The sequence below is a fragment of the Paenibacillus sp. GM2FR genome, assembly GCF_002803325.1.
GTDB classification, from domain to species: Bacteria; Bacillota; Bacilli; order Paenibacillales; family Paenibacillaceae; genus Paenibacillus_AQ; species Paenibacillus_AQ lautus.
In genome coordinates this window covers 4100507-4124257 of sequence record NZ_MKZM01000008.1, presented here as the reverse complement: position 1 = coordinate 4124257, position 23751 = coordinate 4100507, and the positions used below count along the sequence as shown (strand labels likewise).

At 51.2% G+C, this 23751-nt stretch carries 25 protein-coding genes; 16 read left to right on the top strand and 9 right to left on the bottom strand.

Going from position 1 to position 23751, the window contains the following annotated elements; all coding sequences use genetic code 11:
• Positions 1-33: 33 nt before the first annotated feature.
• The 3 genes from PAEVO_RS18690 (at position 34) to PAEVO_RS18680 (ending at position 3736) form a co-directional block, all read left to right on the top strand.
• A complete protein-coding gene (locus tag PAEVO_RS18690) occupies positions 34-2004 on the top strand; it encodes a PTS fructose transporter subunit IIABC (protein ID WP_100538904.1) in 1971 nt (656 codons plus the stop codon).
• Positions 2005-2154: 150 nt separating this feature from the next.
• Positions 2155-3006 (top strand): MBL fold metallo-hydrolase, encoded by an 852-nt coding sequence (locus PAEVO_RS18685; RefSeq protein ID WP_100538903.1) that lies wholly within the window; start codon positions 2155-2157, stop codon positions 3004-3006.
• A gap of 124 nt (positions 3007-3130) precedes the next feature.
• Positions 3131-3736: a YitT family protein gene (locus tag PAEVO_RS18680; protein ID WP_100538902.1), complete on the top strand. Its 606-nt coding sequence runs from the start codon at positions 3131-3133 to the stop codon at positions 3734-3736.
• A 96-nt stretch (positions 3737-3832) separates the two neighbouring features.
• On the opposite strand, the gene PAEVO_RS18675 is transcribed toward PAEVO_RS18680, so the two are convergent.
• From PAEVO_RS18675 to PAEVO_RS18665, 3 genes are all read right to left on the bottom strand, one after another.
• Positions 3833-4501, bottom strand: a complete 669-nt coding sequence (locus PAEVO_RS18675; protein ID WP_100538901.1) for a bifunctional 2-keto-4-hydroxyglutarate aldolase/2-keto-3-deoxy-6-phosphogluconate aldolase — start codon at positions 4499-4501, stop codon at positions 3833-3835.
• Between the two features lie 65 nt (positions 4502-4566).
• A complete protein-coding gene (locus PAEVO_RS18670; RefSeq protein WP_100538900.1) occupies positions 4567-5529 on the bottom strand; it encodes a sugar kinase in 963 nt (320 codons plus the stop codon).
• 160 nt (positions 5530-5689) lie between these two features.
• The gene (locus tag PAEVO_RS18665) at positions 5690-5896 is read right to left on the bottom strand and encodes a DUF1657 domain-containing protein (RefSeq protein ID WP_053491912.1); all 207 of its coding nucleotides are present in this window, start codon (positions 5894-5896) and stop codon (positions 5690-5692) included.
• Between the two features lie 153 nt (positions 5897-6049).
• Between PAEVO_RS18665 and PAEVO_RS18660 the strand changes: the two genes are divergently transcribed.
• Complete coding sequence (locus PAEVO_RS18660) at positions 6050-6910, top strand: DUF421 domain-containing protein (protein ID WP_100538899.1); 861 nt, start codon at positions 6050-6052, stop codon at positions 6908-6910.
• 169 nt (positions 6911-7079) lie between these two features.
• Here PAEVO_RS18660 and PAEVO_RS34890 read toward each other — a convergent pair whose 3' ends face one another.
• The 6 genes from PAEVO_RS34890 to PAEVO_RS18635 all read right to left on the bottom strand — a co-directional run bounded on the left by PAEVO_RS34890 (position 7080) and on the right by PAEVO_RS18635 (position 12217).
• A complete protein-coding gene (locus tag PAEVO_RS34890; RefSeq protein WP_223260591.1) occupies positions 7080-7163 on the bottom strand; it encodes a putative holin-like toxin in 84 nt (27 codons plus the stop codon).
• Between the two features lie 278 nt (positions 7164-7441).
• On the bottom strand, positions 7442-8557 hold the full coding sequence (locus PAEVO_RS18655; RefSeq protein ID WP_100539508.1) for a GerAB/ArcD/ProY family transporter: 1116 nt from the start codon (positions 8555-8557) through the stop codon (positions 7442-7444).
• A gap of 69 nt (positions 8558-8626) precedes the next feature.
• Positions 8627-8830 carry a hypothetical protein gene (locus PAEVO_RS18650; RefSeq protein WP_100538898.1) on the bottom strand — a complete coding sequence of 68 codons (204 nt, stop codon included), beginning with the start codon at positions 8828-8830 and terminating at the stop codon, positions 8627-8629.
• Between the two features lie 13 nt (positions 8831-8843).
• The gene (locus PAEVO_RS18645; protein ID WP_100538897.1) at positions 8844-10019 is read right to left on the bottom strand and encodes a Ger(x)C family spore germination protein; all 1176 of its coding nucleotides are present in this window, start codon (positions 10017-10019) and stop codon (positions 8844-8846) included.
• Complete coding sequence (locus tag PAEVO_RS18640) at positions 10019-11479, bottom strand: spore germination protein (RefSeq protein ID WP_100538896.1); 1461 nt, start codon at positions 11477-11479, stop codon at positions 10019-10021. Before PAEVO_RS18640 ends, PAEVO_RS18645 begins: the two co-directional genes overlap by 1 nt.
• A gap of 210 nt (positions 11480-11689) precedes the next feature.
• On the bottom strand, positions 11690-12217 hold the full coding sequence (locus PAEVO_RS18635; protein WP_100538895.1) for a DUF2062 domain-containing protein: 528 nt from the start codon (positions 12215-12217) through the stop codon (positions 11690-11692).
• A gap of 227 nt (positions 12218-12444) precedes the next feature.
• Between PAEVO_RS18635 and PAEVO_RS18630 the strand changes: the two genes are divergently transcribed.
• The 12 genes from PAEVO_RS18630 to bglS all read left to right on the top strand — a co-directional run bounded on the left by PAEVO_RS18630 (position 12445) and on the right by bglS (position 23700).
• Positions 12445-12801 carry a PadR family transcriptional regulator gene (locus PAEVO_RS18630; protein WP_100538894.1) on the top strand — a complete coding sequence of 119 codons (357 nt, stop codon included), beginning with the start codon at positions 12445-12447 and terminating at the stop codon, positions 12799-12801.
• A complete protein-coding gene (locus tag PAEVO_RS18625; RefSeq protein WP_100538893.1) occupies positions 12798-13478 on the top strand; it encodes a permease prefix domain 1-containing protein in 681 nt (226 codons plus the stop codon). Before PAEVO_RS18630 ends, PAEVO_RS18625 begins: the two co-directional genes overlap by 4 nt.
• Positions 13475-14047: a DUF4825 domain-containing protein gene (locus PAEVO_RS18620; RefSeq protein WP_100538892.1), complete on the top strand. Its 573-nt coding sequence runs from the start codon at positions 13475-13477 to the stop codon at positions 14045-14047. Before PAEVO_RS18625 ends, PAEVO_RS18620 begins: the two co-directional genes overlap by 4 nt.
• A gap of 45 nt (positions 14048-14092) precedes the next feature.
• Complete coding sequence (locus tag PAEVO_RS18615) at positions 14093-15415, top strand: LLM class flavin-dependent oxidoreductase (RefSeq protein ID WP_100538891.1); 1323 nt, start codon at positions 14093-14095, stop codon at positions 15413-15415.
• Between the two features lie 268 nt (positions 15416-15683).
• Positions 15684-16664: an aldo/keto reductase gene (locus PAEVO_RS18610; RefSeq protein WP_100538890.1), complete on the top strand. Its 981-nt coding sequence runs from the start codon at positions 15684-15686 to the stop codon at positions 16662-16664.
• 76 nt (positions 16665-16740) lie between these two features.
• Positions 16741-18081, top strand: coding sequence for an LLM class flavin-dependent oxidoreductase (locus tag PAEVO_RS18605; protein WP_100538889.1), 1341 nt, complete (start codon positions 16741-16743; stop codon positions 18079-18081).
• Positions 18082-18086: 5 nt separating this feature from the next.
• On the top strand, positions 18087-18863 hold the full coding sequence (locus tag PAEVO_RS18600) for an ABC transporter permease (RefSeq protein WP_100538888.1): 777 nt from the start codon (positions 18087-18089) through the stop codon (positions 18861-18863).
• Between the two features lie 40 nt (positions 18864-18903).
• Complete coding sequence (locus PAEVO_RS18595) at positions 18904-19920, top strand: ABC transporter substrate-binding protein (protein ID WP_100538887.1); 1017 nt, start codon at positions 18904-18906, stop codon at positions 19918-19920.
• A gap of 21 nt (positions 19921-19941) precedes the next feature.
• A complete protein-coding gene (locus tag PAEVO_RS18590; RefSeq protein ID WP_100538886.1) occupies positions 19942-20715 on the top strand; it encodes an ABC transporter ATP-binding protein in 774 nt (257 codons plus the stop codon).
• A gap of 36 nt (positions 20716-20751) precedes the next feature.
• Positions 20752-21594, top strand: a complete 843-nt coding sequence (locus PAEVO_RS18585) for a sulfurtransferase (protein WP_100538885.1) — start codon at positions 20752-20754, stop codon at positions 21592-21594.
• Positions 21595-21786: 192 nt separating this feature from the next.
• On the top strand, positions 21787-22644 hold the full coding sequence (locus PAEVO_RS18580) for a helix-turn-helix transcriptional regulator (RefSeq protein WP_100538884.1): 858 nt from the start codon (positions 21787-21789) through the stop codon (positions 22642-22644).
• Positions 22645-22929: 285 nt separating this feature from the next.
• Positions 22930-23700, top strand: coding sequence for a beta-glucanase (bglS, locus tag PAEVO_RS18575; protein WP_100538883.1), 771 nt, complete (start codon positions 22930-22932; stop codon positions 23698-23700).
• The last annotated feature ends 51 nt before the right edge of the window (positions 23701-23751 follow it).

Sequence of the window (23751 nt, the reverse complement as noted above, 5' to 3'; positions counted from 1 at the left end):
CATCACGATGATATCAAGGGAGTGTGAACCAGCATGAAAATTACGGATTTAATGATACAGGAAACGATGATCATGGACCTGAAGGCGGTCACGAAGGAGACAGCTATTGATGAACTGATCGCAAGCCTGGCTGCAAGCGGGCGGATCAACGATCCGGTCTTGTTCAAAGAAATGATTCTGAAGCGTGAAGCCGAATCCAGTACGGGGATCGGGGGCGGCATCGCGATGCCGCACGCGAAGACGAAAGCGGTTAATGAACCGACCGTCGTGTTTGCCAAGAGCAGTGGGGGCGTGGATTTCGAAGCGCTGGACGGAGAGGCGGCGTATGTGTTTTTCATGATCGCTGCCCCGGAGGGAGCGGGAAATACGCATCTTCGTACCCTTGCAGCGTTATCGCGGCTGTTGATCGATACAGAATTCATCGCCCAATTGATGGATGCGAAGACGCCCGAGGAGGTAACGGCTTTATTCGATTCCAAGCAGGCGGTAGAAGAAGCCGCCAAAGCTGAGAGGGAAGCGGCTAAAAAAAGGGAAGCTGCACAAAAGGAAGCCGAGAACAACCGTCAGGAGTCCGTCGGCGCTCCCGAATCTGACCAACGGAATGCTTCTGCAGGAACTTCGACTGCATTTGTGGTTGCCGTCACGGCTTGCCCGACCGGCATTGCCCACACATTTATGGCTGAAGACGCCCTGAAGAAGAAAGCTCAGGAGATGGGCGTCGAAATCCGGGTGGAGACCAATGGCTCGGAAGGTGCGCAAAACGTGTTAACGGAAGAGGAAATCCGCAGGGCGGCAGGCGTCATCATTGCCGCTGACAAAAACGTGGAGATGGCCCGCTTTAACGGAAAGCCTGTGCTCCAGCGACCTGTCAGCGACGGTATCCGCAAATCAGAGGAGCTGATCCGTAAGGCGATGAGCGGTGATGCGCCGATCTACCGCAGCGAAGGCGGCGGTGAGCCGCAGGCGAAAGGCGCGGAGAAGGGCAGCATAGGCACGAAAGTGTACAAGGATCTGATGAATGGTATTTCACATATGCTGCCATTCGTCGTAGGAGGCGGCATTCTTCTGGCCATCTCCTTCCTGATCGAGCAGCTTGCAGGTGAAAACCATCCCCTCTTCCAGCTGCTGCAGACGATAGGCGGGGGAGACGGCGCCTTCCACTTCCTGATTCCGGTTCTGGCGGGATTCATTGCGCTGAGCATAGGCGATCGCCCGGCATTGATGCCCGGCATGGTCGGAGGCCTGATGGCCCTCAATTCAAATTCGGGATTCCTTGGCGGGCTTGCGGCAGGTTTCTTGGCGGGTTATGTGGTGATCCTGCTGCGCAAAGTGTTTGCCGGCCTGCCAAGAGCGCTTGACGGCTTAAAGCCGATTCTGCTGTATCCGGTTGTCGGCCTTCTTGTCACGGGGACAATCATGTTCTACTTGTTCGATCCGTTCTTCAGCTGGATCAATCTCGGTCTGATTGATATTCTGAACAATCTGGGTACCGGCAACGCGGTGATTCTCGGTCTTATTCTGGGCGGGATGATGTCGATTGACATGGGCGGTCCCTTCAATAAAGCGGCTTATGCATTCGCGATCGGCGTCTTTACATCCAGCGGCAACACGAACGGGGCCATGATGGCTGCGGTCATGGCCGGCGGGATGGTTCCTCCGCTCGCCATTGCGCTGGCAACAACGTTTTTCAAACACAAATTCACGGAGCAGGAGCGCAAATCCGGCGTGACCAACTACGTGATGGGTCTTTCCTTCATCACGGAGGGCGCGATCCCGTTTGCCGCAGCCGACCCGCTGCGCGTACTAACTTCCTGTATCCTGGGCTCTGCGGTTGCCGGCGGGTTGACGCAGCTGTGGAGCATCAACGTGCCTGCGCCCCATGGGGGGATCTTTGTTGCCGCTCTGGCCAATCATGCGCTTTTGTTCTTGCTGGCCGTTCTCATTGGTTCGGTGATATCAGGCATGCTGCTAGGACTATGGAAGAAGCCGCTTGAGCGCAAATAGATTCATGTAAGACAAGACATAGCGAGTTTGGGGTAAGCATTTTTGCTGACTTCCGACTCGTTTTTTTTTCATTGTCGGTTGGGTCATTTCTATAGATGACCGCATGTTATAATCTAGTCGTGATAGAAAATGAAAGGAGAGATAGTAGAGATGATGGAACAGAACAGCAAGGGTCGAGGTCCCGGGCAGCTTATCGAAGAAATCAACCGCACGTCCACAGCCGAAGGGATGGCGGCGGTATGGTTTCTGGGACAGGAGAGCGTTGTCCTTAAGGGTGGGGAGGTTGTCATCTACATCGACCCTTATATGTCGGATGATCTGGAACGCAAAGCGGGATTCCAGCGCGCATTTTCTGCACCGCTGAAGCCGGAGCATATCACGAATGCGAGCATGGTGCTGATCACCCATGAGCATGACGATCATATGGATCTGGGAACGATTGCGGTCATAGCCAAGCAGAATCCGGAGACCGTCTTTGTTGCACCGGCTTGCTGCCATGAAGCGATGAGAGAGGCTGGTGTTACGCCGCAGCGTTTGTTCGCGGCAGTGTGCGATCAATGGCAGCAGTTTGAGGGCTTCCGACTGATGGCGATTCCGGCTGCCCATGAAACCTTGGATGAGCATGAACAGTTTGGACACCGGTTTGTCGGATATTTGGTGGATATCCAGGGCGTGTTGATCTACCATGCGGGGGATACCGTCGTATATCCTGGTTTGGTAGAAAGGTTACAGGGGCATTCGATTGATATCGGGATGGTGCCGATCAACGGGGGAGATGCCTTCCGCCGGAAAGACGGGATCGTTGGAAATATGGGCTTCCGGGAGGCTGCAGAGCTTGCCGCAGCATCGAGATTCGATCTGACGATTCCGATGCATTATGATATTTTCCCTTGGAATGGAGAGAAGCCGGGGTATTTCGTGGATTATTGTTATGAGAATTATCCCTATATGAAGACCAAGGTGATGGCACGGACCGAGCGTTTGATTTATGTAAAAGATTAAAAGCGAAAGGCGTCCAAATCGATCACGGTGGAATTTTTTTTCAAATGCGGGACAGCAAGTCCGCAATTTTTCGAAATGACAAGCATATAAATGAGACATGCCCTTATAAATGGAGATGTGGGAAATGGTGTCATTTCGAAAACATGTCATTATCGTGATCGGCAGTTTTCTGATCGCGATGGGGACCAATTTTTTTCTTGTCCCGCATAAAGTTTTGGATGGTGGAGTTATCGGCATTGCTCTGATTGCTAACTATGTATTTGATCTACATATCGGATTCGTCATCATTTTGTGCAGCATTCCCATGTTTATCGCAGCCTGGATATTAAATCGCGAAATCTTTTACAATAGTCTGTCAGGCATGCTGATATCTTCATTTATCATCGATTTGCTTTCACCGCTGCAGCAGGTTTTTTTGCGATTTTTTTCCCCGAATGTCATCCTTAGCGCGCCCCTGGGCGGGGCATTGATCGGAGCCGGACTTGGATTTATGCTAAGAAACAATGCAAGCACGGGCGGAACGGACCTCTTGGCGCATTTCCTGGCTAAATATTTGCCATTAAATGTAGGCGTCATTATTTTGCTGATGGATGCGGTTATCATCGGGTTCGGAGGCATCCTGCTATCGGGAAGCACCTTCATGTATTCTGTTCTGACGATCGTAGCAGGCGGGTTTACGACGGGGATGTTCACTCAAAAGCGTTGGTTCAAAAAGAGAAGGATTAAATAAACAGACAAGCCTATCAAGAGTTGACTCTTGATAGGCTTGTCTGTTTTCAAAAAAAATAGTTAGAGAAAATCATATATCATAACAGTACAAATTTTTTTATCTTTGCGCCTGGGCTTCCTTAAAGGCGTTAATATAAGCGCGTGCCTTTTCTGTAATCAGATTGAAGTCACCGCTCTTCAGTGCGTCCTTGGTTAGGTCCGATCCGATCCCGACCGCAAATGCGCCGGCCTTGATCCATTCATGCAGATTATCCAGATTCACGCCCCCGGTTGGCATGATGTTGGCCTGCGGGAGGGGGCCCTTCAGGGATGGAATGACGGATGGAGAGTACAAATTCCCCGGGAAGAGCTTAATGACATCGACGCCAAGCTCAAGAGCGGCGACGATATCATGAACGGTTACGGCACCCGGCATAACCGGGATGCGGTAACGATTGCTGAGCAAAATGGTATCGCGGTCGAAGCCGGGCGAGACCACAAACTCGGCACCGGCAAGAATGGTGATTCTGGCTGTTTCAGCATCCAGAACCGTGCCTGCGCCGATAATGGCATAGTTATCCGCTTGCGGATCGTTGGAGGAATACATTTTGGCCAGCGTTGTAATGGCTTCGGTAGCGAACGGTACAGTCATGGTTACTTCGATAACCTTGATACCGCCTTCAATCGCATGTTTGGCAATCTCGACAACCTCTTCGGGGGAATCCCCGCGAAGGACAGCGACGACGCCTGCATGATGAATTTGTTCGATCAGTCTTAGTTTTTTCATGTTTACACTCCTTCTCGTCTATGAATGGATTCGAAAGAAAAGATGACTCGTTTAAAGAACAGGAGTTAACGTTCGATATGAGCAGCGTTCCCGCGCCGCTGTTGTACCTCTTCCCAGGTCGGAAGTGCTTCCCAATCACCAGGCGCTTGGATCACCAGAGATCCGGTTAAGCCACCCAATGAGAGAGCCTCTTCGGGTGTCCAGCCTTTGGCGATGCCAGCGAGGAAACCGGCACAGAAGCCGTCGCCTGCGCCCACGGTATCCACCACTTGATCCACCTGCTCAAAAGGAAGGGAATAGGTGTGGTTCTTGTGGACAATGACATTGCTCCCATTGAAACTTTTGATAATGGACATGGTGGGAAGCTGTCGCAGACGATCCAGGATCACCTGCTCGTCCTCTGTTTCGAACAGCAGCTTGCATTCATCATAACCTGGTAGAAAATAATCACAGGCTTCCGCAAGCTCCAGCAATACAGGACGAGCCTCTTCGATATTCCATAGCTTGAGCCTGAGGTTTGGGTCAAAGCTGATCAGGACGCCATGTGCTTTGCATACGGAAATGACATGCCGTATCGTCTCCAGGCAGCTGCTGCTTAAAGCTGCGGTGATGCCTGTAAAATGAAGGATACGGGCATTGGCTATGTATTCGGAGTCTACATGGTCCGGGGTCATTTGACTGGCAGCAGAGCCTTTGCGGTAGTAATAGACGGAGGATTGACCGCGAACGTTCTGTCGCAGCATAAGACCGGTCGGTGCAGCATCCGTTTGTCTGGCGGCGGAAATGTCGACACCTTCTCCTCGAAGCGTTTTCAAAATACCGGTTCCGATCGGATCGTTGCCGAGTTGACCGAACCATCCGCTGCTGCAGCCAAGTCTGGAGAGCCCGATAGCGAGATTGCTTTCGGCACCACCGAAGGATTGTGCCATGCTTCCTCCTTGTCCTATGCCCCGTGTGCCTTCCGGATATAGTAATCCCATCGATTCACCGAACGTGATGACATCGATAGGACGCTTACCATTCTTCATAGAATCTACCCCCTTATATTCAGTCTCCGTTTACTAACACTTTACCCTGATGGGGAGGATAACTCAATAATAAATAACACAAGATAAACAACCTCCTATCAAGAGGGATAGGAGGTATGCATGGGCCTTACATGTTTATGGAGCAAACAAAAACAAATGGTTAGAAACCTTTATACTGAGGCTCTTCCTGTTCAAGCTGCTGAACCCGCTGGGCCACTTGGTCCACGACTTGTTGTGTTTGTTGTGCTGCAGCCGTGAACAAATCTTTGGCATTTTGATCTTGCGTGGACAGTGCAAATTGCTCAAGACTGGCTTGAGCGCTTTTTAAGGATGAGAGACATGTTTTGACGTCGGATGCTACGGTCATTGGTTTTTATCACTCCTTTCATGCGTAATAATGTACGCATTTTGCAGAAGAACATGCATGAAGCATGGACTGGGAAATAATGGTGTGATTTCTATAGGGATATTTGACAATAATCTATAGAGTGATTATCAAGTCAAATGAGGAGGTTTTATTGTGGCCCAATGGTTGGAAATTGTACTTAGAACCTTATGTGCTGTGGTCGTGTTGTTTCTGATGACAAAACTGCTGGGCAAGCGGCAGGTTTCGCAGCTATCTTTTTTTGAATATTTAACGGGGATTACGATCGGCAGCTTGGCGGCCTATATCTCCTTGGATCTTGATGCGAACTGGTATTTGGGATTAGTAGCGCTAGGCGTGTGGGTAGCCTGCTCATTAATTATTGAATTCCTGCAAATCAAGAACAAGAAGGTCAGGGACTTTATCGATTTTAAGGCGACCGTGCTCATTAAAGATGGCAAGATATTAGAAGACAATTTAAAGAAAGAAAGACTGTCTGCCGATGAGTTAATGGAGCAGCTGCGGAAAAAAGACGTGTTTCAGGTCGCTGACGTGGAATTTGCCATCATGGAGTCAAGCGGAGAGATTAATGTGCTGCAGACGCGTGAGAATCTGCCTTTAACTCCTAAAGATCTTGGTATCCAGGTAGCGCCGGAAAAAGTTGCACAGGTTGTGGTCATGGATGGTAAAGTCCTGGATGAACCGCTGCGCGTTATGGGCTTCAATCAGGGATGGCTGGTAGAAGAACTGGACAAGCAGGGCGCAAAGATCAAGGATGTATATCTTGCCCAGGTCGACACTTATGGACAACTAACCGTCGATCTGTATGATGATCAGATCCAGGCTCCACAAAATGAGGAGCGAAAACTGCTCTATGCGAATTTAAAGAAATGTCAGGCGGATTTGGAGTTATTCAGTCTCAGTACGAAGAGTAAAAAGGCCAAGAAAATGTATGAGGAAAGCTCCAAACAGATCGAGAACATTATAGCCGAGGTAAAGCCAATCCTGAATACTTAATTCACCACCGCCGAGTCATAATTCGGCGAAAATCAGAATAGGATATTTTTGTGTATTACAAAAGGAGCCGGTTGCCGCCGACTCCTCGCACAGCAGATCATCACCTGCAAGGTGGATATTTGCTTGCAACCAGACGTAAGAAATAGATTCATCTGTACAAGGGACGGGTCTATTTCTTATTATGGAAGGCAAGGATCGAAACGACCAGAGTGGCGAACGATATCATTAAAGCCAAAGCTTCATTCACGCCCATGCCTATCACCTCCTGCTGCCACCCTTGCCAGCTGGTCTACTGTACTATATAATATGCCAATTGCTTACAATAAAAGAACCTTTTTGTAGGAAGCGCTTACATAAAATGTTGATTTTTTGACGAGATAAGATAGTATAAACTTCAGAGGCTTATCATACTTTCCTTGCGAAGGAGAAGGCTATAATCAGTATAAAAGGTGATGGACCCAGAAACTAAGAGAGCGGCAAATGCTGCTCTCTTATTTCGTTTTTCATTTAGATATCGATACAGTTTCAGATTCAAGCGGGTTTATGATTCGCTTTAGGTTTTTGTTGACCCTTGGGTTTGCGTTTGCGGAACAGGGAGACCATCCAATATAAAATGGGGATGAACTCCATAAGAATAAAGAACATCGCCATCCCGAAAGAATTGAAGTCCTGGAGAAAAAGGATCGGATTTTGCGAATACTGATATGCTATCACGATAGCGGTTCCCCCAATAATGGCGATCAGCGGCCCATCCATTTGCTTCAGGTGAAGCAACTTGGCAAGACATCTTACACTTACGTGGATGAGAAAGGCGCTATGGAAAAACATCGAACTGCTCCATAAGCCAATGATAAGCGGATCGGAGTTGCCGAGGAACCCACTGGCTGAGCGCATTAATTCAACAAGTGGATATTGCATCTCCCGCCCTAAATAAGGGCCGAAATTCAGTAAAGCAGAAGCCCATTGGAGCAATATGCCTATCGTCACCAGCATCCCGGCGGCGGCGAGGTTTCGAAATGATTTCCGGTTAAATTGGATATAGGGAGCGAGAAAGAGGAAGACGATCCATTCCGCGAAGAATGAAAAACAGAACAGGGCATCCTTAATGGCCGATTCATAATTGTGATGCCTGACCATCGCAATCATCATATCAAAATGGGCTTCCTTGAAGAAAAACATGTTCATGCACACGATCGCAATGACAATGACGAGAAAGAGCCCGTCTGAAATATAAATCATCGTTTCCATGCCCCATCTGGCGGTAATCATAACGACCAACCCCACGATCAGGAGCACGAACCATTGAGGAGACTCACGCATGTAATTGGTGTCGAAGAATAAGGTGAAGCTTTCGATATCCATTCCTATGTAATTGATCGACCAGAAGAAAACCAAAGCGACGACCGGGATATGAATCCATTTGCTGACAAGTTTACTGCCGAAATCGATCCAGGGTTTCTGAGAATCCCACAGCGCGAGCTTTACCGTAAACCACAGGAAGATTAAACTCATCACATAGCCGCCCAGAATCGCAGCCCATCCTAAGTAAGCAGAGTTCCACAATAGGGGACTGATCAGAAATCCAGTAGGTATGGCGTTAAGGTAGACAAATCCGAAACGGAACAGCTGCCAGGGAGTATTGCGCATGTTGGGTTCGTACATCCTTTCCGTCATAGATTATAGTCCTCTGTGAAAGTACGCCGATAGATGTTTTGGTTATAGGTTATCAAGCCAACCGAACAGCAGCATAATCAGATGGTTGGGGGTCAGCCGCTCGTGAGAAAGCAAGGCGAATAAATTCCAGACGGTAAACGCAAGGATCAGCAGGAGAACCGTCCATTTTTCACGAGGTGCTTTTGCCTTCTTCTTCGCGATATACCATTCCACCAAGGAGTACACGAGGAACAGAAGAGCGAGCATAAGCAAAACCTCCTTATTTCGGATTCATTTTGAGTACGGATCCGAAGTTTCGAATCTTGATGTCGGTAACAACCTGGATCTCCACTTCGTTTTTGTAATAATCGGGCCAGTCGGCACGAACCTTTTGCCAATGATCCGGATAGTTCCAATCCACCAGCATGCCAAGCTGCAGGATGTCTGCTCCTACTCGCTGCGATGTATGAAGAGCTTTTCTTAAATGACCGGCGATTTGATCATTGAGCTCACGCTCGATGAGCTCTTTCACCTGCAGGGTATCAAGCTTCCTTTGCTTTGGTTTGTATATGACATCGCCCGTTCCGCTTAGCTTTACTGTGAACACCGGATGACCCGAAACCATGCGTACGGACTTATTGGATCTGGATGTGATGACAAACACGCTTGCTTTCTCGCCATCACTCCAATGAACAGTATACATAGGACCTTTTACCTCGTTTACTCCCCAACTGACGGCAAGCGACTCCTTCATCGGGAGTGTGGCAACGAGTTTATGATGACGGAAAAGCGCCGTGCCCTGAATCCCTGCCCAGGGTTCCAGTTTCTCTTGGTCGGCCACCATCGGCTTCAAGCCTGCTGACAAATAGTTCAAAGCATAGCCTTGATTGGCCGATTCGGCATAGAGGCAGTCCTTCAGGTTCGTCACGATCATGTTGTGCTGGTCTGCAAAGCGGGTGAGCACCTCCGAGGGCATCTGCTCAAAGACCGGCGTCAGCTCCGCGACTTTTTTAGCGTCTCCGGGTGCAACCATTAAATAAATATTCAGGTTGGTTGTCGGTTCTCGCTGAAGCCAGTCCGTAAGCTCCTCTAATCCCGCCTCCGCGAAGCTTTTGCCCACGATTACGACCTTGGTGTGACTGAAGTCAAAACGTCTGGAAAGATCCCGTTGAATCAGGTGCAGGGCATCCTGCACGGTACTGGAGGTCTTGGTTACCATGGCATACGGGTCACCACCACCTTGGCCGCCTGCTTGGCTTCCAGATGTAAGCCGATTTGGAAGGGGGGCACTGATCGTAACTTCTACGGTGTCTTTTTGCTGACCCTTATTCACATACATGGCAAATACAAAGGTTTGCTCATTGATTTCAACCTTGGTCATCGTGAAACCGCAACCCGTTAACAGAGTCAGGGGAAGCACCAATTTGAACAAGTTAAACCATTTGAGTAGAGGCATTATGGCTTTCTTCTCCTTAAATTGTTGGAAGACGCATAGGTTTTAGGCCGGTTCTTCATCAGCATGGATGGTGCCCGCAAAAAGGTATCCTTCCATTCGGATATCACAAGCGGCGCAACCGGCTGCAGATAAGGCGTATTAAACGACTTCAGGGAAGCCATGTGGCCATACACAAGGAAGGCAGCGGCAAATACGCCGATAAGGCCGAGTGTCCCTCCGAGAATGAGTATGGGGAAACGCAGCAAGCGGAACGCAAGCCCAAGCTCGAAGTGCGGAATGATATAAGAAGCGATTCCGGTTATCGAGACCACAATGACCATCGGGTTGGATACGACGCCCGCTTCCACTGCGGCCTGTCCAATGACGATGGCGCCGATAATGGATATCGTCTGCCCGACCGGCTTCGGGATCCGGGTTCCGGCTTCCCGCAGCGCTTCAAAGGTTAGTTCCATGATCAGTGCCTCCGCTAAAGCGGAGAACGGGATATTCTCACGCGATGCCGCAATGGTGATCAGCAGATCGGTGGGTATGATGGATGGCTGAAATGTCGTGATCGCCACATATAGTGAAGGCATCAGTAATGAAATAATGGCGAACACGAACCGGACAATCCGGATCCAGCTGGAGGAGAAGAAGCTGTGATAATAATCCTCGGACGACTGCAGCAGGGAAAATAGAGTGACAGGCACGATTAGTGCCGACGGCGTTCCATCCTGCATAATGCCGACCCTGCCTTCAAGCAGAGAAGCGGCAACGGAATCCGGTCGCTCTGTGTATTGAAACTGCGGAAACGGGGATTTCACGCCTTCCTTCATTTGCTCAGACAAGGTGCTGATCCCGAAGGTGCCATCAATGGATATGCTATTCAGCCGCCGGTCCACTTGAGCGACAACTTCGGGTTTGCATAAACCGTCGACATACACCATATATACGGCGGTCTTGGAATATTGGCCGATCTGATAACGTACGGTTTTGAGGTCCGTATGCTTGATTTTGTGCCGGAGCAGCGATAAATTCGTGCCAATGTCTTCGATAAAAGCTTCTTGCGGCCCGTTCACCACGAGCTCATTCTGAGATTCCGAAACCGCCCGTTTCTGATACAACGCGATGTCAAATAAATAAGCCTCTGCCAACTGCTCCACAACCACTACCGCTGTGCCTTCGACAATCATATTGGCAATATACTCCGCCGAGGAAGATCGATGAAATGGAACCGACAGGACATCTCCACGATCCATACGGTCAATAAAGTCGTTAAAATTATGCTGAATCAACGCGGCTTCCTTAATCAGGGGTTTAACGATATGTTCGTGCAGGGTGCTGATATCCACAATGGATTCAATGTAGATGGTGGTGCACGTCGATCCATGGATACGTAAGGATTGATAGATGACATCCTCGCAATTCGCAAGCCGCTCTTTAACAGGGTCAAGCAGTACGTGCTGCGCCTTCGTTTTCACTTTCGTTTTCCCCTCCTTTTGCCGGTACGTAGTAAAGGCTCATCCTCTTTAGAATGCCGTGTTTTTAGCAATTTATACCGAATTTTCCAGAGGAACCGGCTAGGGCAGAAGAGGAGTTGAGATTAAGGCAGGGACAATGCAACTTGCTTCTGAAAAATAAAAAAAGCGCCTAGGAAGGGGGTTCCAGGCGCTTTTCCATGTGAGCTTTAATTAAGACTTTGATTTTCCTCTTCGAATGGATTTTTTGATTTTATGAAGCAAGGGTCTACGGTAAACGGAGAGCATGATGCGCAGCAAAATATAGAGTATCAATGTAGACAGGATGCTGTTGATGAGGGCACCGACAAGAAAGTTGACGCCCATATCGCCTAATCTGCCAAAATGGCTCGTCTCAATTCGATAATCCGTCTCAGGCACAGGCACCGAGAGGGCATCTTCGATTTCAAAGGTTTGGGGAAATGTGGTGAACAGATGCACAAATACCCCGATTCTATAGTTTAAATAGAACAGGATCGGCCACAATACGGAGCCTGCCGAAGCTGCAAGGAAGGCGGAGGGGATGTTCGCGCGAACCAAGCGAGACAACAGCGGAGCCAGCAGCAGATCAATGCCAAAGGTTGGATACCAGCAAGGGAAGAAGCCTACGGCAAAACCGAGCGCAATTCGATGATCGCTATTTTGCATGCGGAGAGTCCGGAGAATATAGTATTTCAGTCGTCGAATGTATTTATGAAGCAAAACCGTCTCCTCCTGCACGTACTAAATACAATAATGAAGGGATTGGAACCCCAAATCATATGTAGGGGATTCTATTTATAATAGGAAGAACTTTCAAGAATTATATAGTAGTGCTTGTAAACCGTCAATCGATGAAGGATCAATATATGTGTGGAGTATTACTTTGACATGCATAGTAATATGCGTTATATTATACCCATTCCATTCCGTTAGGGAGGTCCGGGTATTTGATTGAATCCTTACATAACAGTGATTTGATACGTGGCAATATTGATACCTTTATTCTGCGCGTGTTATCGGACGGGGATAATTACGGCTATCAGATCATTAAAGAAATTTCGCTACGAAGCGGGAATCGATTTGAGTTGAAGGAGCCTACATTATATTCCAGTCTGAGAAGGTTGGAGAAGCAGGGATTCATCCGTTCCTATTGGGGAGAAGAAACCCAGGGCGGAAGGCGCAAATATTACAACCTCAGCCAGGAGGGACAGGGACGCTTGCTGCAAAATCAGGAGGAATGGAAGGCTGCGCGCGAGATTATCGATGTTCTGATCGGGAACGGAAAGGAGCTGACAGATCAATGACCAACAGGCATGACTTAGAGATCTTTGTGGACCGTCTATTTGCGAATCAACGCAAAACCAAGGAAGTGGTAGAGCTGAAGAATGAGGTTCTCAGCAATTTGGAGGCGCGGGTTACGGATTACATGGAGAACGGCATGGAATATCAATCGGCCATCAGTCTGGCGATCGATAACATCGAAGATATCGAGGCCCTCATTGACGATAATCAAAAAGTTTACAGCTACCGTTTCCGGTATGACCTTGTTCAGAGCGCGCTTATTTATTCCTTGTTGGCGTGGATCGTCACCATCCCGGCCCGATTTTTGCCAAGCGGTATAGGGGTGAACACCCTCCTGCTGTGCGTCGTTGTCTTAACCGGAGCGGTGTATCTTTCCATGTCACGGCATCTGAAACGGTATGAGAAGCAGACAGCTGTCATCAACGCAGGCAAATTGGCCAAATGGAGCAAAGGGGCATGGTGGCTGTGGTCGATATTTATCGTCGTTGTATCCATGTACACCTTCGTGATTCAATACGGCAGTGATCTATGGTTTGGGCGAGAATTGCGGATCGATGGGCCCTATTCGTTCTATGTGACCGTCATGCGATATGCCATCCCAATGACGTCGGTCATCATTCCGCTGCTTGTCCAAAAGGCTTGTAAACTAACCCTTCGACTTGAGGTGAATGAACCATGAGCAGAAAAAATTGGCTGATCGTTGCACTCCTGCTTGTCGGCGTAGCGGGTATGGCTGCATTAGAGGGAGTCATCAAGCCCAGGGCCAACGAACAGGCCGTTCAATATGAAGCGGCGCAGAATGATCCGTTAACGCATGATATCCGGAATTCGTTAGGCTTCGCCAGCCCGTATATGGGGAATGCCGGGAACCTGATTAATTTGAATGCTTCGCTTCCGATGCGTGACATCGGGCGCACATTTCAGCTGTACCCGGAGGAATTGACGGCCGAGCTCCGATTCCAGGCCAGGGCTGGTGATCTGCAAGAGGAGAAGCTGAAGCAGCTGCTGGTTTATAATTCCACTGCGAATTTTGCCATGATTGATAATTTGCAGAAGCTGATCTTCGTCTTTGAAGACCAAGCCTTCACCATCCGGCGGGACGAGGTGGAGTCGTGGTATGGCAGCCAGGTTACGCTTGCTTCATTACGGGATGCCGGGACATGGGAGAAGGAAGTTCAATCCCGTCTTGATGATAGGAAGTATGTTAGTGATTACGTAGAGAACCTGGTTGAACGTAAGTATCTATAGAGATAAAAAGCGTGCAGTAGAGTTAAAGCGAAGGGGAGTATAGAGATGGGAGCGGAGCAACGCCAATTAAGTTTGGGTGCTTTTCTAATGAATTACGGCCATCATATCGCCGCTTGGCGGCATCCCGGTTCGGCGGGGGTCGGAGCCGTGGATTACGCTTTCTATAAGCGCTGCACTCAAGCAGCCGAACGCGGGAAATTCGATATGGTATTCCTTGCGGACAACAACTCAATTCCATTGATCGAGGATTTGCAGACGAATGTCAGCTTTCTGCAGCCTGAAGCGCTGACCATGCTCAGCAGTCTGGCTGGCGTTACGGAGTATGTTGGATTAGCCGGCACCGCATCTACCACATTCAACGAGCCCTACGCTTTGGCAAGGCGCCTCTCCACGCTGGATCATATCAGCGGCGGCAGAGCCGCATGGAATGTGGTGACCTCTACGAAGGATGCAGAGGCACGCAATTTCGGCTCGGCTGTATTAATGGAGCACGGGAAGCGGTATGAACGGGCGGAGGAGTTTCTACAGGCTGTGACGGGATGTTGGGACAGCTGGGAGGACGATGCCCTTGTGTTGGATCGGCAGAGAGCTGTCTTTGCGGATACGACCCGGATTCATCGGGTGCATCATGAAGGAGCGTTTTTCAAGGTGGAGGGTCCGTTGAACATGCCCAGATCTCCGCAAGGCAGGCCCGTTATCATTGAAGCGGGAACCTCGGAAGCGGGAAGAAGGCTGGCAGCCCAAACAGCCGATGTTGTGTTCACGGCCTGTGAGAGTAAAGAAGATGCGATAAGGTATTACCGCGAGTTTAAGGACTTGCTCAAGGAGTATGGACGGGAAGGGGAAGAGGTGAAGGTGCTGCCGGGCCTGCTGATCTTCCTCGGAGAGAGCGAAGCCGAAGCTTTGGCGTATCACCGGACGTTCAGCGAGCTCATCGTGCCGGAAGCAGGGGTGAAATATGTATCTCAATTGCTAAATGCGGATTTGACCGGATATCCGGTAGACGGTCCGCTGCCTGATCTGCCGAGGGAAGGGAACAGCAGCCGGGCGATCATGATTATGGATATGGCTGCGAAATCGGGCATGAGCATTCTGGAGCTTGGCCGGCATTACGCGGTCTCCAGAGGTCATATGACGATGATCGGAACCCCGCAGCAGATTGCCGATCGGATCGAGGATTGGTTTCGAAGCAGGGCTTGCGACGGATTCAACATAATGGCCCCTTTGCTTCCGGGTGGTCTCGAACAGTTTGTGGATCGTGTAGTACCGCTGCTCCAGCAGCGCGGCGTGTTTCGCGAGGACTATACAGGCAGAACGTTACGGGACCATCTCGGTCTCATCCGGCCGAAAACCCAACATGAAAAATAATTGACGACAAAATTAGACGGTGCTATAATCCTACTTAACATATCGGAAATAATAGAATTAATGCACATTCTACCGGACAGCCGGAGATGCATCCTTGGATCAACTTGTGATCCGAGGTGTGTCTTCGGCTGTTTTTTTAGATATCAGACTTCGAAGCAGGGGCTTTCCTGATATCGCAAGAAAACCTACCTTCGAATCGCGGTCGCTCATCCTTGAAAAAACCCCGATAGAGGTTTTCTTATATGAATCTGACGAGGAGGCTGCAATGATGAAGTATAGCGCGCTGGGCAGAACCGGAGTTCAAGTGTCGGAGGTGAGTCTGGGGACGATGGCCTTCGGGCGCTGGATCGATGAGAGGGCTTCGGCCGCCGTATTGGACCAGGCACTTGGTTCTGGCATTAATCTGATCGATACGGCTGACGTGTATGGCACGGGCATGGATAACGGAAATGTAAACCAGCTGGGGGAAGCGGAAGGCATTCTAGGCAGGCTGCTGAAGGAGCGAAGACAGGACATTCTCCTTGCAACCAAGCTGCATAACCGCATCGGACCCGGCATCAATGACCAAGGTCAAAGCCGCTATCATATTTACCGCGCGCTGGAGAACAGCCTTGCCCGGCTCCAAACGGATTATATCGATCTCTATCAAGTACATCGGTTTGATGAGTTTACCCCGCTGGACGAGACGCTTGAGGCGCTTACGGATCTTGTGCGTCAGGGCAAAGTTCGCTATATCGGCTGCTCGAACTACGCCGCTTGGCAGCTTGCCAAAGCCCACGGCATCAGTGCGCTGCATGGCCTTCGCCGATTCGAGAGCGTGCAGCCGGAATACAGCCTCATTACGAGGGAGATCGAACGCGAACTGATCCCCTTTGCCCTATCCGAGCAGGTCGGGGTTATCGTGTACAGTCCGCTCGGCCGGGGCATATTGTCCGGGAAGTACCGGGCGGGCGAAGCTCCCCCATCGGACTCGCGCCTGGCTGCAGGTGAACAGCGATTGCAATTGCTGCTAAACCAGCGGCATGCGCTTTCCATCGTGGAAGGGATCCGGCCGCTGGCCGAGCAGCGGGGATGGACGCTTCCGCAGTTCGCCCTGAACTGGGTGCTCAGCCGCCCGGGCATCACGTCAGCCATTGTCGGGGCATCCAAGCCCGAGCATATCGCGGAAACATTGAAGCATTCGGATGAGCGGCTGACAGAGGAAGAACTGCAGGAGATCGACCGCTTAACGGAGGAACTCCGCGGATAAAGCGGATATATAGGTGACACACCCATACAGCACGATATCAACGATAACCAATATGAATCAGGAAGGTGACACAACCATGAGTTTAAAACGTCGTCAATTGCATCTTGGATTGTTTTTATTCGGGACAGGCTATCATCCAGCGGGCTGGAGACTGCCCGAAGGCAAGACGGACGGGGCTTACGATCCCCAATTCCTGAAGGAGGTTGCCCAGAAACTCGAGCAGGCCAAGTTTGATTTCTTCTTCTTGGGGGACCGGTTGGCCACGAGCGCCGATATGCAGCATTTATTCCCTTCCCAAATGACGCGGCTGGAGCCGTTTACGATGCTGTCCTATCTGGCTGCGGCAACGGATAAAATCGGTTTGATCGGCACGGTGAACACCACCTATGCCGAGCCTTACAACATCGCCCGCTTCACGGCATCGCTGGATCATCTTAGCCAGGGCCGGGCCTCATGGAATGTCGTGACAGGCTCCGATCCGCGGGCCGCACTGAATTTCAGCCGGGAGAAGCATTGGGATAACGCCAAGCGGTACGACTACGCCGAGGAATTTATCGAAGTTGTGAGCGGGCTGTGGGACACCTGGGAGGATGACTCTCTTCCGCGGGACAAAGCAAGCGGCGTGTTCGCCGACGGAAGCAAGGTGCACACGCTGGACCATGTCGGCGAGCACTTCTCCGTCGCCGGGCCGCTGAACATTCTGCGCCCGATTCAGGGGCAGCTACCCCTAATCACGGCGGGAACCTCCCTGCGCAGTCAAATGCTGGCGGCCAAATATTCCGACATGGTCTTCACCGGAACGAATGTGAAGGAAGTCGCCGTGAAATTTTTCAAGGAAGTGAAAGGCCGTCTGGCGGAGTATGGAAGGGAGGATTCGGATTTGAAGGTCCTGCCGGGGCTGGTTCCGATCGTGGGCCGGACGGAGGAAGACGCACGGGCCAAATATGCGGAGCTGAATGAACTGGTTGTGACCGATTACGATCTGGGTCCGCTGTCGGATAAGATCGGGATCGATCTAAGGGGATATTCCCTGGAGGATCCGCTGCCGGATGTATCCGCTTCGGAAACGGCACTGCAATGGGCCGACTTGGCCAGAGGGGCCAACGGGCGCGAGGATATTACGGTCAGGGATCTGTTCTATTTCTTCACCGTGACGGTCCGCGGGCATCTGCTTGTTGTCGGCAGCGCGACGCAAGTGGCGGATATCATCGAGGAATGGTTCCGGGATGAAGCGGCTGACGGATTCAATGTGTGCCCGCCTTATATGCCGGGTGGACTGGATTTGTTCCTGGAGTTGGTTGTCCCCGAGCTTCAGCGTCGGGGCTTGTTCCGTACCGAATATGAAGGCAGCACCTTCCGGGAGCACTTGGGATTGAGCCGCCCCGGGAACCGCTATGATCTGATTGCGAAGGGGTGAGCCTGATGGGAACGAGGAAAGCCAAGAAATTCCGCGGCATCTGGGCAGGGCAGGCGGTTTTGCTGCTGATTATACTGGTCATCTGCGAGCTTCTGGTTCGTACGGAAACCGTCAGCAGCCTGTACCTGCCCGCACCTTCCCAGGTATTCCGAGAGCTGTTCAAACTGTTCGGCGACGGGGAGATTTGGAAGCATCTGTATGTCACCCTGGCCGAATTCGTTGCGGGCTACGGCATTGCCGCCCTTGGCGGTTTGGCCGTCGGCATGGCTCTGGTGCTGATCCCTTGGGCGGAGCAGTTCTTCCGGCCGTATCTCTCGGCGCTGATGGCGATTCCGAAAGTCACGATTGTGCCGCTGCTTGCGCTTTGGCTCGGGATCGGGGTCACGCATAAAATATCGATTGTGTTTCTGTTCTGTTTCTTTACGATCACGGTCAATACGATGACCGGCATCAAACAGACGGCGGACAATCATCTGAAGGTCGCCCAAGTATTCGAGGCCACGCGGTACCAGACCATCATGAAAGTGATTTTGCCATCGGCTTCGCCAACCATTTTTGCGGGTCTGCGCCTATCGGCTGCAACCGGACTGGTCGGGGCTCTGTTTGGGGAGATGCTCGCGTCGAAGGATGGCCTTGGGAATATTCTCGTGAAGGCGACATCGCTGTATAATACCGCGCAGGCCTTTGCTATCGTAGCGCTGGTTACCGTTGTATCCGTACTTATTATTTCATTCATCGATTTGTTGGAGCGCAATGTGTTCTTGAAATGGAAATCATCATAGTTCATCAGAAAAAGCTTCACTTACAGGGGGAGAGATCCATATGAACAGAAGAGAAATACGTCCATACCTTATAGCTCTTGCGGCGATATGGCTGATCGCCATGACGGCCGGCTGCGCAAGCGGTCAAGATAGCGGCAAGGGAGCAGCATCGTCCACCGGAGACGGAGAAAGCGCGGCAGGCACCAAGCTGGAGAAGATCCGGTACGCCCCGCTTAGCGGCGTCAGTGGATTGGCGGTGTCCTTCGGGGCGGAGAAGGGATTCTTTGAGGAGGAAGGGCTTGACGTCGAATTTATCACCACCAAGGACCCGATTGCCGGTCTGACCAGCAAGGACATTGACGTGGTTGACGTGGCCACGACGACGGCGATTGTGGCTGCGGGCAAGGGCGCTCCCGTCAAAATCGTCTCCTCCATGTTCCGGACCAAGGGGCCGTTCTATCTGATTGCCTCGCCGGAGATAAAGAGCGTGGAAGACCTGAAGGGCAAGAAGGTGGGCATCGCCGTGTTCGGCAGCGGGCTGGAGGTGTATACGCAGGTCATCCTGAAGGAACATGGGTTGGAGCCGGAGGATGTGACCTTCATTGCCAACAGCACGCATCAGGCGGCTTACGCGAGTCTGGAAACCGGGCAGGTCGACGCCACCATCATCCATGAGCCGTTCGCTTCTCTTGCGGAAAAGCAGGGGAAAGGCCATATCATCGCTACAGGATGGGATTACCTGCCGACCTTCCACACCGGTGTGCTGGCGGCGCGCGACGGTATTCTGGATGAGAAACCGGAATTGGTCGAGAAGCTGCTGCGGGCCTATTTCAAATCCCAGGAATATGCGAAGAGCCATCCGGAAGAGTACAAGGCTTACTATCTGAAAAATATCGAGATCGATCCCGAGGTGCTGGATCTGGCGCTCGAGCGTGAAGAGGTGCTGTGGGAGAACAATCCGGACGTGGACATCAATGCGCTGAACGACACCCAGCAGATTCAGAAGGAATTGGGCTTCCAGGATGAGATCTACAAGGTGGAGGACATTCTGGACCTCAGATTTATTCCGACAAAATAAAGTGTGGCAGGAGGCCTTCCTATGTCTGGCTTTACGGTGAAAAATGTCTCGAAGGTATATGACGGTGATCTTCCTACGATCACGCTTCAACATATCAATTTGCAGGTCCGGGACGGCGAATTCCTGTGCATCCTTGGGCCGAGCGGCTGCGGGAAAAGCACGCTGCTCGAACTGCTGGCGGGGTTGCAGCTCCCGACGGAAGGCGAGATTTTGCTGGATGGCGCGAAGGTTAAGGGACCCACCCGGAGCTCGGGGGTTGTATTCCAGGATGCATCCCTGTACCCGTGGCGGACGATTTCACAGAACGTGGGTCTCGGGCTGGAGCTGGGCGGCATGAAAAAGACGGAGCGGCAAACGCTCGTAGACAAATATCTGAATATGGTCGGTCTCCAGGGATTCGGTTCAAAATATCCCCATCATCTGTCGGGAGGCATGCGGCAGCGCGCAGGGATCGCAAGGGCACTCGTGAGTAGTCCGAACATCCTCCTGATGGACGAGCCTTTTGGCGCGGTGGATCATCTTACCCGGCTTCAGCTTCAGTTAGATCTGCTCCGCATATGGCAGGAGGAGAAGAAGACGGTGGTATTTGTGACCCATGACGTATCCGAAGCTGTTTTTCTCGCAGACCGAGTCGTCCTGTTGTCCCCGCGTCCCGGGCGAATTCACCATATTTTCGACGTTCCCCATGAGCGTCCACGCAAGCGGGAGGATGCCAGTCTGCTGAAGATTCAGAACGATATCTACTCCGCGATTTATGATGTGAAGACGGAAGCGGATTTGGAATTTACTATTTAAAAACAGCCGCTGGAAATCAGAAGGGATGTGAAGCTATTGTCAAATGTCGTAAGCAAGGAATGGGTGCTGGAACAGCTGCAGTCGAACCCGGGTCAGCTGGTTATCGCGGATGTCCGATTCAGCCCGGGCGATCCGGGTTACGGCTTTGAGGCTTACCAGTATGAGCATGTGCCCGGCGCCGTATTTGTTGATTTGAAAAGGGATCTGATGGATCCGCCAGGCGAGCATGGCGGCCGGAGTCCGCTGCCGCAACCGGATGAGCTGGCCCGGCGATTCGGCAATCTCGGAATCGATGCGAGTACGCCTGTCGTTGTCTATGACGATGACCTTCGGCCGGAAGGAGCTCGGTTATGGTGGATTTTGAAATACCTGGGCCATGGGTCGGCATATATATTGGATGGAGGATTCGCAAGCTGGAAGTCAGCCGGATATCCGCTTACATCGAAGAAGAGCGAGGTAACTCCGCGTGTATTCCAGGCAAGTGTCCAGGAGGATTGGCTGGCTGATGTGAACGAGGTGAGGGCAAAGCTTGGCGCATCCGGCGTGACCCTGCTCGATTCAAGGGACTGGAAGCAGTTCACGGGAGAAACGGCGCCGCTGGATCCGGTGGCCGGACATATTCCGGGGGCGGTGCACGCCTTTTGGAAGGACGGGATGGACGAGGACGGTACATGGAAGGGAGCAGAGCGGCAGCGGGAACGTTTTGCCGGAATATCTCCCGAGGATGAAGTGATTGTGTATTGCGGCTCCGGGCTGTCCGCGTGCCCGAACGTGCTGGCTTTGCAGGAAGCCGGATACGGTAAGGTGAAGCTGTATGCAGGCAGCTGGAGTGATTGGATCAGCCATAAGGACAATCCGGTGTCGATTGGGAACGTGTAAAGCTGAAGAGCCTGCGTCTCACGCAGGGCAACGTCAACCTAGGTAACATACGGAGGGTTTGTCGACCAGATCACTGGAGGCACAGCCATGGGCTGTGTCTTTTTGTTGTTTTTTACCTGATGAAGGCAGGCGTAACTGCCAGGGTTCCACGGTAGCTGGAAACATTCTTTTTTTGTGAGGGAGGGATATCATGTGAAGGAGTTGGCCTTTGAGTATGCCGAAATGAAGTACTGCATACCGTCGGATATGGAAAGAAAGGGCGGAATCTGGATTCTCCGTACAGGCCGCAGCACGGCAAAACCCCATTATTACGTGGGCCCCAAAGTATCCGAAAACTATTCGCTGCATTTTGTTCTAAGCGGAAAGATCTCACTGGCTTACGGGGATGAGGAGGTCACTTTGTCGGAAGGGGACGTCTTTTGCCTGTTCCCTCATACGAGGTTCAGTTACTGGGAACCGAATCGCCATTCGGAGCCGTCGCTGCGTACGCAGTGGGTCGTCCTGGATGGAGAATTAACCGACAGTGCATTGACCCGGATCGGGTTACATCCGGGCAAGCCCTTTATGTTTGCCGTGATGAAGGGGGAGCTGCAGGCGGTGTTGAATCAAATATACGGGTGTGTGGATGACGATACCATTGGCAACGAATTTGGGCGACAGAAATGGTTATATCAGCTGTTTGAACTGCTGGCTGCCGCCACGGTCAAAAGAGGGAGTAAATCGAACTGGCTCGAGCAAAGCGTTCATTATATGGATTCCCATTACATGGAGGGGATCACGGTCACGGATGTCGTCGAGTATGCCGGCGTACACCGGACGCATCTGTATTGTGAGTTTATTCGGGCGTATGGTATCAGTCCGAGTCATTATTTAATGAAGCTGCGGATGGAGCGGGCAGCGGTGCTGCTGACCGAAACCGATGTGTCCGTGACGGAGGCTGCTTTTTCGCTGGGATATTCCAACCTCCACACGTTCTCGAGAGCGTTCGCTAAATATTACCGAACGTCGCCTAGCTCGTATCGGCAGCAGCACGTGCCGGTACCCATATAGTGAATCAGACGGGTAGGATAACAAGACTGTGACAGGGTGGAGCATAAGGCCCGTTGCAGTCCTTTTTTGCTTGGCAAGGCAGCAAGGACCGTTAAATAGTGTCGTTTTATCCTTGAAATGGCTAAGATTTCCAAATGATTTGCGTGTAGGATAGAATGGATCAACCATTCTTGGTGGTCACACGGCTATGAGATGAAGGGAGGGATCGAGCGGTCAGGGGGATGAGCAGCACGGGATCTTCGAGCTTTTTTCCGTTTATTACATTTCAAGAAAGAGGTGTTATTCATGAAAAAGCTAAGTGTGTTCAGAAAGAAAATGACGACAATGCTTATGGCTGGCAGCTTGTTATGCGGATTGTTGGTACCGATTCAAGCGTCGGCTGCCAACGTTGCATTTAATGAGCCGTTGAACGGCACGAACCCTAATCTGTTTTATACTTCCGATGGATGGGCGAATGGCCCGGATTTCGGGGTGGGCTGGAAGGCGGCAAACCAGGAGTTCTCTAACGGAATTATGGCTTTACGGCTTGACAATGCGGGATGCCCTGCGAGTTGCTCGGGCAAATCCTACGCTTCCGGTGAATATGCGACACATCTGAAGTACGGCTATGGCCGGGTTGAAGCGCGGATCAAAGCGGCTAAGGGAACGGGCTTGGTGACGAGCCTCTTTACGTATTCCGGTCAAGCCACAGGCACGTCCAATGACGAAATCGATATTGAAATCCTGGGGAAGGACACCACGAAGATGGAAACGAATTATTTTACCAATGGCGTAGGCCAGCACAGCACCATCATTAATTTGGGGTTTGATGCGTCGCTCGATTTCCATAATTATGCGTTCGAATGGTCACCCTCGTCCATCAAGTGGTACGTAGACGGCCAACTGGTTCATACGGAGAATGGCTCCCGCGGGGCGCTTCCGACGAGTCCGGGCCATATCATGGTTAATCTGTGGTCAGGATCGGGACCGGCTGAGATATGGACCGGAACATTCAATTACCCGGGTTCGCCGGTACGCGCGTACTATGACTGGATCAAATTCACGCCGGCCAACTAATTTATCGGGTATTCGGCAGATGATTTTATCAGGTATGTTGGAGTTTCTTTG

Coding starts and splice junctions, on each gene's coding strand:
- PAEVO_RS18690 (WP_100538904.1), top strand. CDS start 34: ATGAAAATTACGGATTTAATGATACAGGAAACGATGATCATGGACCTG.
- PAEVO_RS18685 (WP_100538903.1), top strand. CDS start 2,155: ATGATGGAACAGAACAGCAAGGGTCGAGGTCCCGGGCAGCTTATCGAA.
- PAEVO_RS18680 (WP_100538902.1), top strand. CDS start 3,131: ATGGTGTCATTTCGAAAACATGTCATTATCGTGATCGGCAGTTTTCTG.
- PAEVO_RS18675 (WP_100538901.1), bottom strand. CDS start 4,501: ATGAAAAAACTAAGACTGATCGAACAAATTCATCATGCAGGCGTCGTC.
- PAEVO_RS18670 (WP_100538900.1), bottom strand. CDS start 5,529: ATGAAGAATGGTAAGCGTCCTATCGATGTCATCACGTTCGGTGAATCG.
- PAEVO_RS18665 (WP_053491912.1), bottom strand. CDS start 5,896: ATGACCGTAGCATCCGACGTCAAAACATGTCTCTCATCCTTAAAAAGC.
- PAEVO_RS34890 (WP_223260591.1), bottom strand. CDS start 7,163: ATGGGCGTGAATGAAGCTTTGGCTTTAATGATATCGTTCGCCACTCTG.
- PAEVO_RS18655 (WP_100539508.1), bottom strand. CDS start 8,557: ATGCGCAATACTCCCTGGCAGCTGTTCCGTTTCGGATTTGTCTACCTT.
- PAEVO_RS18650 (WP_100538898.1), bottom strand. CDS start 8,830: ATGCTCGCTCTTCTGTTCCTCGTGTACTCCTTGGTGGAATGGTATATC.
- PAEVO_RS18645 (WP_100538897.1), bottom strand. CDS start 10,019: ATGCCTCTACTCAAATGGTTTAACTTGTTCAAATTGGTGCTTCCCCTG.
- PAEVO_RS18625 (WP_100538893.1), top strand. CDS start 12,798: ATGACCAACAGGCATGACTTAGAGATCTTTGTGGACCGTCTATTTGCG.
- PAEVO_RS18620 (WP_100538892.1), top strand. CDS start 13,475: ATGAGCAGAAAAAATTGGCTGATCGTTGCACTCCTGCTTGTCGGCGTA.
- PAEVO_RS18615 (WP_100538891.1), top strand. CDS start 14,093: ATGGGAGCGGAGCAACGCCAATTAAGTTTGGGTGCTTTTCTAATGAAT.
- PAEVO_RS18610 (WP_100538890.1), top strand. CDS start 15,684: ATGAAGTATAGCGCGCTGGGCAGAACCGGAGTTCAAGTGTCGGAGGTG.
- PAEVO_RS18605 (WP_100538889.1), top strand. CDS start 16,741: ATGAGTTTAAAACGTCGTCAATTGCATCTTGGATTGTTTTTATTCGGG.
- PAEVO_RS18600 (WP_100538888.1), top strand. CDS start 18,087: ATGGGAACGAGGAAAGCCAAGAAATTCCGCGGCATCTGGGCAGGGCAG.
- PAEVO_RS18595 (WP_100538887.1), top strand. CDS start 18,904: ATGAACAGAAGAGAAATACGTCCATACCTTATAGCTCTTGCGGCGATA.
- PAEVO_RS18590 (WP_100538886.1), top strand. CDS start 19,942: ATGTCTGGCTTTACGGTGAAAAATGTCTCGAAGGTATATGACGGTGAT.
- bglS (WP_100538883.1), top strand. CDS start 22,930: ATGAAAAAGCTAAGTGTGTTCAGAAAGAAAATGACGACAATGCTTATG.